At 70.2% G+C, this 9,095-nt stretch carries 11 protein-coding genes; 6 read left to right on the forward strand and 5 right to left on the reverse strand.

The window, feature by feature from the left end; translation table 11 throughout:
- Nucleotides 1-199: 199 nt before the first annotated feature.
- Nucleotides 200-1,003 (reverse strand): SDR family oxidoreductase, encoded by an 804-nt coding sequence (locus A5781_RS13800; protein WP_067206682.1) that lies wholly within the window; start codon nt 1,001-1,003, stop codon nt 200-202.
- Nucleotides 1,004-1,007: 4 nt separating this feature from the next.
- Complete coding sequence (locus A5781_RS13805; RefSeq protein ID WP_067206685.1) at nt 1,008-2,048, reverse strand: SDR family NAD(P)-dependent oxidoreductase; 1,041 nt, start codon at nt 2,046-2,048, stop codon at nt 1,008-1,010.
- 285 nt (nt 2,049-2,333) lie between these two features.
- Here A5781_RS13805 and A5781_RS13810 point away from each other — a divergent pair, with 285 nt between their 5' ends.
- From A5781_RS13810 to A5781_RS13820, 3 genes are all read left to right on the forward strand, one after another.
- Nucleotides 2,334-2,741, forward strand: coding sequence for a group 1 truncated hemoglobin (locus tag A5781_RS13810; protein ID WP_067206700.1), 408 nt, complete (start codon nt 2,334-2,336; stop codon nt 2,739-2,741).
- A gap of 74 nt (nt 2,742-2,815) precedes the next feature.
- Nucleotides 2,816-3,445, forward strand: coding sequence for a lysozyme inhibitor LprI family protein (locus tag A5781_RS13815; protein WP_067206704.1), 630 nt, complete (start codon nt 2,816-2,818; stop codon nt 3,443-3,445).
- A gap of 21 nt (nt 3,446-3,466) precedes the next feature.
- The gene (locus tag A5781_RS13820; protein ID WP_067206722.1) at nt 3,467-4,225 is read left to right on the forward strand and encodes a class I SAM-dependent methyltransferase; all 759 of its coding nucleotides are present in this window, start codon (nt 3,467-3,469) and stop codon (nt 4,223-4,225) included.
- Here A5781_RS13820 and A5781_RS13825 read toward each other — a convergent pair whose 3' ends face one another.
- The gene (locus A5781_RS13825; RefSeq protein WP_067206708.1) at nt 4,226-5,152 is read right to left on the reverse strand and encodes an RluA family pseudouridine synthase; all 927 of its coding nucleotides are present in this window, start codon (nt 5,150-5,152) and stop codon (nt 4,226-4,228) included.
- A complete protein-coding gene (gene lspA / locus A5781_RS13830) occupies nt 5,145-5,732 on the reverse strand; it encodes a signal peptidase II (RefSeq protein WP_082939339.1) in 588 nt (195 codons plus the stop codon). The genes A5781_RS13825 and lspA overlap by 8 nt, the downstream gene beginning before the upstream one ends.
- 70 nt (nt 5,733-5,802) lie before the next feature.
- On the opposite strand from lspA, the gene A5781_RS13835 reads away from it, so the two are divergent.
- A complete protein-coding gene (locus A5781_RS13835; RefSeq protein WP_067206731.1) occupies nt 5,803-6,729 on the forward strand; it encodes an asparaginase in 927 nt (308 codons plus the stop codon).
- Here the strand turns inward: A5781_RS13835 and A5781_RS13840 are convergent.
- Nucleotides 6,694-8,091 (reverse strand): DNA polymerase IV, encoded by a 1,398-nt coding sequence (locus tag A5781_RS13840; protein ID WP_197503831.1) that lies wholly within the window; start codon nt 8,089-8,091, stop codon nt 6,694-6,696. The two genes, A5781_RS13835 and A5781_RS13840, sit on opposite strands and share 36 nt — an antisense overlap.
- 49 nt (nt 8,092-8,140) lie before the next feature.
- Here A5781_RS13840 and A5781_RS13845 point away from each other — a divergent pair, with 49 nt between their 5' ends.
- Together A5781_RS13845 and A5781_RS26470 are read left to right on the forward strand one after the other, a co-directional pair.
- A complete protein-coding gene (locus A5781_RS13845; RefSeq protein WP_067206715.1) occupies nt 8,141-8,641 on the forward strand; it encodes a hypothetical protein in 501 nt (166 codons plus the stop codon).
- 51 nt (nt 8,642-8,692) lie between these two features.
- The gene (locus A5781_RS26470; protein WP_067206718.1) at nt 8,693-8,977 is read left to right on the forward strand and encodes a hypothetical protein; all 285 of its coding nucleotides are present in this window, start codon (nt 8,693-8,695) and stop codon (nt 8,975-8,977) included.
- Nucleotides 8,978-9,095 lie beyond the last annotated feature (118 nt).

Below are 9,095 nucleotides of genomic sequence, written 5' to 3' on the forward strand. Positions count from 1 at the left end.
CGAAGCCTAGCGCGGCCGCTTTGTCACATCCGCCACTTACGCCCCCGAACGGAGGGATGCGGCTTTGTGCCCGCCTCATAGCGACAATGCGAGACACCATGCGCGGTAGCCGATTTTGTCGCTGCGAGGCGGGCACATCGTCGATCACCCGGCGCAGCGACGGAAGTGACGGCTGTGACCGGGCGACCGCGACGCAAGCTCAGCGGTCGGGTCCCCCGCGGAAGCGGTTGCCGATCCGGATCCCGGGCAGCAGCAGGCTGCGCGGCACGAATCGGCCGCCGGTGCTGACGACCTTGGGCACGACGCCCGGCACCACGCTGCGCCTGCCGGCGAGCATCCCGCCGATCGCCGCCTCGGCGACGTCGTGCGGCGAGACCTGCGCGATGGAAATGCTGAACCGCTCGGCGTTGGCGATCTCGGCCCACTCGGTCGGGACCGGCCCCGGGCACAGACACGTGACCGACACCCCCGTCCCGTGCAGTTCCTCGTGCACGGCTTCGGAGAAGGTCTGCACGAAGGCCTTGGTGGCCGAGTAGACCGCCATGTAGGGCACCGGCTGAAAACCGGCGATCGACGCGATGTTCATCACCGCGCCGGCGCCGCGCTGGACCATGCCGGGCAGGGCGGCGTGGGTGAGTTCCATCAACGCCAGCGCGTTGAGGGTGACCTCCTCGCTTTCGCGCTCGAGCGGCAGCTCGTGAAAGACCCCGCTGGTGCCGAACCCGGCGCTGTTGCACAGGCCGGCGATCGGCTCGGCGCGCAGCCGGTCCGCCAGCTTCCCGCGGCCCTTGGGATCGCCGAGGTCCAGCGGCAGCACCTCGACGGCCACCGAGTACTCCTGGCCCACCTCGTTGGCGAGTTCGTCGAGGCGTTCCCGGCGCCGCGCGACCAGCAGCAGCGGGAAGCCGCGGCGGGCCAGCCCGCGGGCAAGTTCGGCGCCGATGCCGGACGAGGCGCCGGTGATCACGACGGTGGTCTCGATGTCAGGTTTCGGAAGGCTCATGATGTCACCAATGTATCCCGCGAGTCGCCCGCACAAACGTCTCGCTGCGTTTGTCGAATTGCGTTGAATCACTTGATGATTCGTCGCCCTTGGCGGCGTGGGAGTCGCCGAACATGACGAACGCCCGGTTGCGCACCCGGTCCATCACCGCCGGGTTCACCGCGTCGGCGACGGCCGCGAATTGTCCGAACGGCGAGCTGGCCCGGCGGGGCCGGTGCACGATGGCGTCCGCGATCACCCCGGCCGCCTGATCCGGGGTCAGCGCCGGGAACTTGTCGTAGAGCGTCGTCGGGCTGATCATCGGGGTACGTACCAGGGCCATGTGCACGGTGGTGAACTTCACGCCGTCATTCACGGTCTCGGCCTGCAGCGAGTCGCACAGGCTGTCCAGCGCGGACTTGCTGGCGATGTAGGCGCCGAACCGCGGCGCGCGGGTCTGCACGCCGACCGAGGAGACGTTGATGATGTGCCCGAACCCCCGCTCCCGCATCCCGGGGATGAATTTGAGGATGAGCTGGACCGCGCCCAGGTAGTTCAGCTGCATGGTGCGCTGATAGTCGTGGATGCGGTCGTAGGACAGCTCCAGCGATCGCCGGATCGACCGCCCCGCGTTGTTGATCAGGATGTCGACCCCCCCGAGGTCCTTGAGCACCTGATCGGCCATCTCGGCGATCGCGTCCATGTCGGACAGGTCGCACGGGTAGACGTGGGCGGTGCCACCGTCGCCTTCGATTTCGGAGGCGACCTTCTCCAGGTTCTCGCGGGTGCGCGCGACCAGCACCACCACGCCACCGGCTTCCGCGATCCTCTTCGCGGCGGCCTCGCCGATGCCCGACGATCCCCCGGTAATAAGGACGGTCTTGCCTTTGACGGCCTCGCCGAGCGTGCGGCCCTGTACCGCGTCGAGCAGATTCCTCAGATAGAAGGGACGGTAACGACCCGCGGAGTTCGGGGTGTTGACGATGTGGGACACCGCCGCGATCGGCTTCTCCACCAAGTTCGCGAGCGGCTTTTCGACAAGATTCGTTAAGTCACCCAGATTCATCGGCTTCGGCTCCTGATGATGTCGGCCCCCCGACCGCAGCTGGCCTGCCCGTTGACCATGAGCTCCTTGCGGGGCGGTGTGAACGATGTGACGTGAGTCATTAAGCCAACCTAGGACATCAGCCCCCCGGCTCGATGCACATTGCTGGCATGTAACGCGGGCAGCGCGTCTCACGCCGCGCCCTACACAACCGCCAAGAGTGAGCAATCCGCTTGTTACGCAAAGACATCCGTGCGTGATCGCGAACTAACTGGCGGGCAACGCCGAAATGTTCCAATCGGGCTTATGAAAATTCTGGCACGCTTCCGCAAACCACAGCCGGTCGTCTACGACCGGATCGGCGGGCACGAGGCGATCGAAGTCGTGGTCGAGGACTTCTACGTCCGTGTGCTTGCCGATGACCAACTTTCCGGCTTCTTCACCGGAACCAACATGAACCGCCTCAAGGGCAGGCAGGTCGAGTTCTTCGCCGCCGCCCTCGGTGGGCCCGAGCCCTACACCGGGGCCCCGATGAAGCAAGTGCACCAGGGTCGCGGCATCACGATGCACCACTTCAACCTGGTGGCCAGGCATCTGTCCGACGCGCTCGCCGCGGCCGGGGTCCCACCCGAAACGGTGACCGAGATCATCGGCGCCATCGCGCCGCTGGCTCCCGAGATCGCGACGGGCGACGCCAACAAGGCCACCGTCTGACCGCTCCGCCGCGATTGCCGGCAATCTCGGCGTGTCGCGCCCGGGGGGCGGCCCGCAACCGGTAGTCAGCAGGTATGCGACTGCTCGCCGTCATCGTTGCGGCCCTGATGCTGGCCGCCTGCGGTGCGAAGACGACGCCGCCGTCGGCCGGCACCACCACTGGAACGACCACCACCACTACCCCGCCGACCGCAGCGGCACTCGACTGCGCCAAACCGGCCAACGCGGCCCAGCAGCAGGTGTGCGCCGATCCGCAGCTGACCGACCTCGACCACCGTCTGCAGGCCGCCTACCAACAGGCCCTCGCCCGGCCCGGCGCGGACCAGAGCGCGCTGACGTCCGCGCAGAACGGCTGGGCGACCACACGCGACGGTTGCTCGCAGAACCCCGAAACGCGCACCTGCCTGGTCGAGGCGTATCAGACGCGGCTGGTCCAGTTGGCCATCGCCGACCCCGGCACCCTGAGCCCGCCCGTGGTCACCTACCAGTGCCCCGCCGATGCCGGGCCGTTGACCGCGCAGTTCTACAACGAATTCGACCCGCCCGCGGCGGTGCTCAACTGGAAGGGCAACCAGGAGATCCTCTTCCTCGAGCCGTCCGGCAGCGGCGCCCGATACGGCCGGCAGGGCTCGGAGTATTGGGAGCACCAGGGCGAGGTCAAGCTCGAGTTGAACGGCACCAAATTCGTCTGCCGCGCGCCGTGAGCGCTGCCTAGCATGCTCGGCATGGGGCGCACATTCGACGACCTCGTTGCGGAGGCGGACGCGGCCCCCGTCGACGGCTGGGACTTCTCCTGGCTGGACGGGCGCGCCACCGAAGAACGCCCGTCGTGGGGTTACCAGCGTCAGATGAGCCAACGGCTGGGGAGCGTGTCGGCCGCGTGCGACATCGACACCGGGGGCGGCGAAGTGCTCGCCGGCGCCGAGAGGTTTCCGCCCACGATGGCCGCGACGGAGTCATGGCCGCCCAACGCGGCCCTGGCCACCCAACGCCTGCATCCCCGCGGCGTGGTGGTCGTGGTGACCGGGGGCGAGCCGCGGTTGCCATTCGCCGACGCGGCTTTCGACCTGGTGACAAGCCGCCACCCCATCGCAGTGCGGTGGCCCGAGATCGCCCGGGTGCTGCGGCCGGGCGGCACCTACTTCGCCCAGCAGATCGGGCCGGCGACCATGGGCGAACTCGTCGAATACTTCATCGGGCCGCAGCCGGAGAAATGGGCCGAGTTACACCCCGACGTCCAAAGCGCCGAGGCCCGGGCCGCCGGGATGGACGTCGTCGATATGCGCATGGAACGGATGCGGGCCGAGTTCTTCGACATCGGCGCCGTTATCTACTTCCTGCGCAAGGTGATCTGGACGGTGCCGGACTTCACGGTCGGCGCCTACCGGGAGCGGCTGCGTGAACTGCACGAGCGCATCGAAGCCGACGGGCCCTTCGTCGCGCACTCCACGCGGCTGCTCGTCGAGGCGCGCAAGCCCGGGTGATCAGCCCTCGGCGCGCAGCACGTCCAGCGCGTGCTGCAGATCGGGCGGGTAGGGGCTGACGATCTCCATCCGCCTGCCGTCGGCCGGATGGGCGAACGACAGTGAGCGGGCGTGCAGCCATTGCCGTTCCAGCCCAAGCCTTTTCGCGAGCTTCGGATCAGCACCGTAGACGAGGTCGCCGCAGCACGGGTGGTGCAGCGCAGAGAAGTGCACCCGGATCTGGTGTGTGCGACCGGTTTCCAGGTGCACGTCGAGCAGGCTGGCGGCGTGAAAGGCTTCGATGGTGTCGTAATGGGTGAGGCTGTGCCGGCCATCCTTGGTGACGGCGAACTTCCACTCGCCGCCGCGGTGCCGCCCGATCGGCGCGTCGATCGTCCCGCTCGACGGGTCCGGATGCCCCTGCACCAGCGCGTGATAGCGCTTGTCCACCGTGCGCTGCTTGAACGCCCGCTTCAGCACCGTGTAGGCGCGCTCCGACAGCGCCACCACCATCACCCCGGAGGTTCCGACGTCGAGGCGATGCACGATGCCCTGCCGCTCGGGCACGCCCGAGGTGGTGATCCGGTAGCCGGCGGCGGCCAGCCCGCCGAGCACCGTGGGCCCCGTCCACCCCACCGACGCATGCGCGGCCACCGCCGCAGGCTTGTCGACCGCGACGATGTCGTCGTCGGAATACAGGATCGTCATGCCCTCGATATCGACGGGCGTGTTCTCCACCGGCGCCGGGGCTTCGGGCAGGCGCACCTGCAGCCACGCGCCGCCGGTCAGCCGGTCGGATTTGCCGGCCTGCACGCCGTCCAGTTCCACCCCGCCGTCTTCGGCCAGGGCGGCCGCGGCGCTGCGGGACAGCCCCAGCAGGCGCGCCAGACCCGCATCCACCCGCATGCCCGCCAGCCCCTCGGGCACCGGCATGGAGCGGTCAGTCATTGGCGCTGGTCGGCCTGCGCCTGCCCACGGTGTCGAAGTCGTAGCCGAAGATCGACAGCACCACCAGCAGGATGGCGCCGCCCACCACCGAGGGGTCGGCGACGTTGAACACCGGCCACCAGCCGACCGACAGAAAGTCCACGACATGGCCGCGCAGCGGCCCGGGCGCCCGGAAGAAGCGATCCACCAGGTTGCCCATGGCGCCGCCCAGGATCATCCCCAGCCCGACCGCCCACCACGGCGACACCAGCCGGCGTCCCATCCAAAAGATCCCGACCACCACCCCGGTGGCGATCAGCGTCAGCACCCAGGTGTATCCCGTCGCCATCGAGAACGCGGCCCCGGAATTGCGCACCAACGTCCAGGTCACGGTGTCGCCGATGATGGGCACCGGCTGGCCGGGGGGCAGCAGTTTGACGGCGAGCACTTTGGTGACGATGTCCAGGGCCAAGACGATCGCCGCGACCGACAGCAGCAGGCGCAGCCGCCTCGGCGGCCGCTTCGGGTCGGTGGCGGCGGCATCCTCGGCCCCGTCGGTCGAGGTCACGGGCTCAGTGGATCCGGTGGGTTCCTCGGGCACTCTCACATCATCCCCCAATGCGGACGCGGGCCGGCCGATGTTCGCGGTCGGCGTGCGCGATGATCTCATCATGGGCCGGCTGACCGTCATCGCCACCGGAGGCACGATATCGACCGGCACCGGCGCCGACGGCGTGCACCGGCCCTCGTACGGCGCGGCCGACCTGGCGGCCGGTCTCGACGTCGACGTCGTCGACGTGCTGGCGCTGGACAGCTCCCAGCTGGTGCCGGCCGATTGGGACCGGATCCGTGGCGCCGTGCGGGCGGCGATCGACGGCGGCGCCGACGGTGTGGTGGTCACGCACGGCACCGACACCATGGAGGAGAGCGCGCTGTGGCTCGAGCTCACCCACGCGGGCGACGTCCCGGTGGTCCTCACCGGGGCGATGCGCAGCGCCGATGCGCCCGACGCCGACGGCCCGGCCAACCTGCGCGCCGCTCTGGCCGTGGCGGGTCACCCCGCCGCCCGCGGCCTGGGTGTGCTGCTGTGTTTCGCCGGCCGGGTGCTGCAGCCGTTGGGTCTGACCAAGGTGGCGACCAACGACCTGAGCGGCTTCGCCGGTGAGCTGATCGGCACGGTGAACGGCGGCGTCACGCTGGCCGGCACCAAGACACGGCCCCAGCTCGGCGGGCTCAGCGCGGCGGACGCGCCTCGGGTGGACATCGTCGCCGCGTATCTGGGCAGCGACGGGGTGGCCCTGGACGCGTGCGTGGCCGCCGGGGCGCGGGGCCTGGTGCTCGAGGCGCTGGGTTCGGGCAACGCCGGCGACGCGGTGGTCGAGGCGGTGGCCCGCCATTGCCGGGCCGGGGTCGCCGTGGCGGTGTCCACCCGTGTCCCGGGCGGCCGGGTCGGCGCCAGCTACGGGCCCGGGCACGAGATGGCGGCCGCCGGCGCGGTGATGGTGCCCAGGCTGCGGCCGCCGCAGGCCCGGGTGCTGATGATGGCCGCGCTGACCGCGCGGCTACCGGTCGGCGACGTCATCGCCCGCTGGGGCTGACGCCGCATTCGCTTCGAGGGCCTGCAGCGCGCTCAGGTAGTCCGGCCAGTCCAGGGAATCGACCGGGTTGGCCTTGCTCAGCTCGGCGGTGTCGGCGGGGAACGTCCGCGCCGGGCCCGGCCCCGAGGCGCGGGTTTCGAAGCGCGCGGTTACCACGCCGTGCCCCGCTCCCTGCACCCAGCCGTGCCCGAGTTCGCGGTGCGATACGTCGTCGCCCACCCGCCACTGCGAGCCCGCTTCGGCCACCGGTGCGAACATGGCCTCGGCCGCGGTCTCTACGGGTTGTCCCTCCGAGGTCTCCCCCGCCAGGTCCAGGTCGGGGAACAGCGACTCCTGGCGCACGTCGCTCAATCCCGAAAAGCCCACGCCCAGTAGGCGAATCGGCCCGATTTCCCGGGGGTCGAGCAGCAGCCGCCGGGCCACCGCGACGAGCGCGCCGGGCTCGGTCGTCGCGTAGGGCAACGTCGCCGAGCGGGTCAGCGTGCTCATGTCGGATTTCTTCAGCTTCACCGTGACCGTGCGGGCGCCGCGCCCGTCGCGCAGCAGCCGTTGATGCGCGTGCTCGGCGATCGGGTCGATCGCCTCTCGCAGCTGCTCGAGGCTGGTCAGGTCGACGGCGAAGGTGGACTCGGAGCTGATCTGCTTGGCTTCGGCGCGCTCGGCGACCGGGCGGTCGTCGATGCCGAGCGCCAGGCGGTGCAGCGCGGGCCCGATCGTCGTGCCCAGGATGTTGGCGGCCTCGGCGTCGGTCAGCGCGGCCAGCTGGCCGATGGTGTCGATGCCGAGTCGATTCAGCTTCTCCTCGGCGACCGGACCGATGCCCCACAACCGCCGCACCGGCAGCCCGGCGAGCAGCGACCGCTCCTCGGCGCGCCGGACCACCCGAATGCCGTCGGGCTTCGCCAGGCCCGACGCGATCTTGGCGATCTGCTTGCCCGAGCCGGCGCCGACCGAAGCGATCAGGCCGGTCTCGTCGCGAACCCGTCGGCGCAGGTCCTCGCAGAACGCCTCGACGTCCTCGGCGGATGCGCCCGCGAGGTGGGGCGGTTCGCCGAAGCCCTCGTCGAACGACAGCTGCTCGACGACCGGCACCACGCTGCGCACGGTGTCGAAGACCCGCCGGCTGGCCACCCCGTACACCACGCCGCGCGGCGGCAGCACCACCGCGGTCACGCCGATCAGGCGGCGGGCCTGATGCATCGGCATGGCAGAGCGGGCGCCGTACACGCGGGCTTCGTAGCTGGCCCCGGCCACGACGCCCCGTCCGCCCAGGCCGCCGACCAGCACCGGCCGTCCGCGCAGGGTCGGCCGGGTGAGTTGTTCGACCGAGGCGAAGAACGCATCCATGTCCAGGTGCAGCACCCAACGGGACTCCACACTTCGAAATGCTATTGGTCTAGCGTCGTTGGGTATGGAGGCTGACGGCACCGACGCACCGAGATCTCGGTGGGAGCGCCTGCGCCATCAATGGGACGAGCGGCTGCAGCCCGGCGAGCAGGCGACGGTGCTGGCCTGGACGTCGTTCACCCTCACGTTCGCCGGACTGCGGGCGCTCACGCACTGGATCCGCGCCGGCCATGGGCCGTCGGGTGGTGGTATGTCGATGGGCGGCAGACACTTTCACCACTACAACATCGGCATCGGGATGCTGGCCACGGTGGGTGGCGTGGGTCTGCGCGGAACCGACAGGCAACGCCGGCATCCGGCGGCGGCCGTCGCCTACGGCGCCGCGAACGCCATGATCGTCGACGAACTCGCCCTGCTCTTGGACCTCAAGGACGTGTATTGGGCGCGCGATGGCCGCCAAAGCGTCGACGTCGCGGTCGGACTCATCGCCACCGGCGGGACCGTGGTGGCGGGCATGCCGTTCTGGCCGCACGCCCACCGCGCGCTGCGCTCGCGTGGGCACTAGGCGAGACCGGACTGACTGCCCGGCCTCGCCCTGTGCACCGCTGTCTCAGGGATGCTGCAGCGGCTGCAGGCGGATCGGCTGCGGCTGAATCGGCTGCGGGTGAATCGGCTGCGGGTGGACCGGCTGCGGCGGGTGGCAGGCGAAACACTGGATCGGCCCGTGGCCGCTGCCACCGCTCGGCGCGGGCTGGCCGCCCTGCTGACCGCCACCTTGCTGGGGCGGCACCGGCACCGGAACGGGCACGGGCACTATCACCGGCGGGATGTTGACGGTCACATTGGGAGGGGGCGGCGGGGCGCCCGGATCGGCCGGGGCCTGTCTCTTATACACATCTGACGCTGCCGACGATCGCATAAGTGTAGATCTCGGTGGTCGCGGTATCATTAAAAAAAAAAGGGGGGGGGGTGGGGGGGGGGGGGGGGGGGGGGGGGGGGGGGGGGGGGGGGGGGGGGGG

The sequence above is a fragment of the Mycobacterium sp. 852002-30065_SCH5024008 genome, assembly GCF_001665645.1.
Lineage (GTDB): Bacteria > Actinomycetota > Actinomycetes > Mycobacteriales > Mycobacteriaceae > Mycobacterium > Mycobacterium paraffinicum.

Excerpts from the sequence above, each read along its gene's own strand:
- A5781_RS13815 (WP_067206704.1), top strand. The coding sequence starts at position 2,816 with ATGCGACTGCTCGCCGTCATCGTTGCGGCCCTGATGCTGGCCGCCTGC.
- A5781_RS13800 (WP_067206682.1), bottom strand. The coding sequence starts at position 1,003 with ATGAGCCTTCCGAAACCTGACATCGAGACCACCGTCGTGATCACCGGC.
- A5781_RS13810 (WP_067206700.1), top strand. The coding sequence starts at position 2,334 with ATGAAAATTCTGGCACGCTTCCGCAAACCACAGCCGGTCGTCTACGAC.
- A5781_RS13835 (WP_067206731.1), top strand. The coding sequence starts at position 5,803 with ATGGGCCGGCTGACCGTCATCGCCACCGGAGGCACGATATCGACCGGC.
- A5781_RS13825 (WP_067206708.1), bottom strand. The coding sequence starts at position 5,152 with ATGACTGACCGCTCCATGCCGGTGCCCGAGGGGCTGGCGGGCATGCGG.
- A5781_RS13805 (WP_067206685.1), bottom strand. The coding sequence starts at position 2,048 with ATGAATCTGGGTGACTTAACGAATCTTGTCGAAAAGCCGCTCGCGAAC.
- A5781_RS13845 (WP_067206715.1), top strand. The coding sequence starts at position 8,141 with ATGGAGGCTGACGGCACCGACGCACCGAGATCTCGGTGGGAGCGCCTG.
- A5781_RS26470 (WP_067206718.1), top strand. The coding sequence starts at position 8,693 with ATGCTGCAGCGGCTGCAGGCGGATCGGCTGCGGCTGAATCGGCTGCGG.
- A5781_RS13820 (WP_067206722.1), top strand. The coding sequence starts at position 3,467 with ATGGGGCGCACATTCGACGACCTCGTTGCGGAGGCGGACGCGGCCCCC.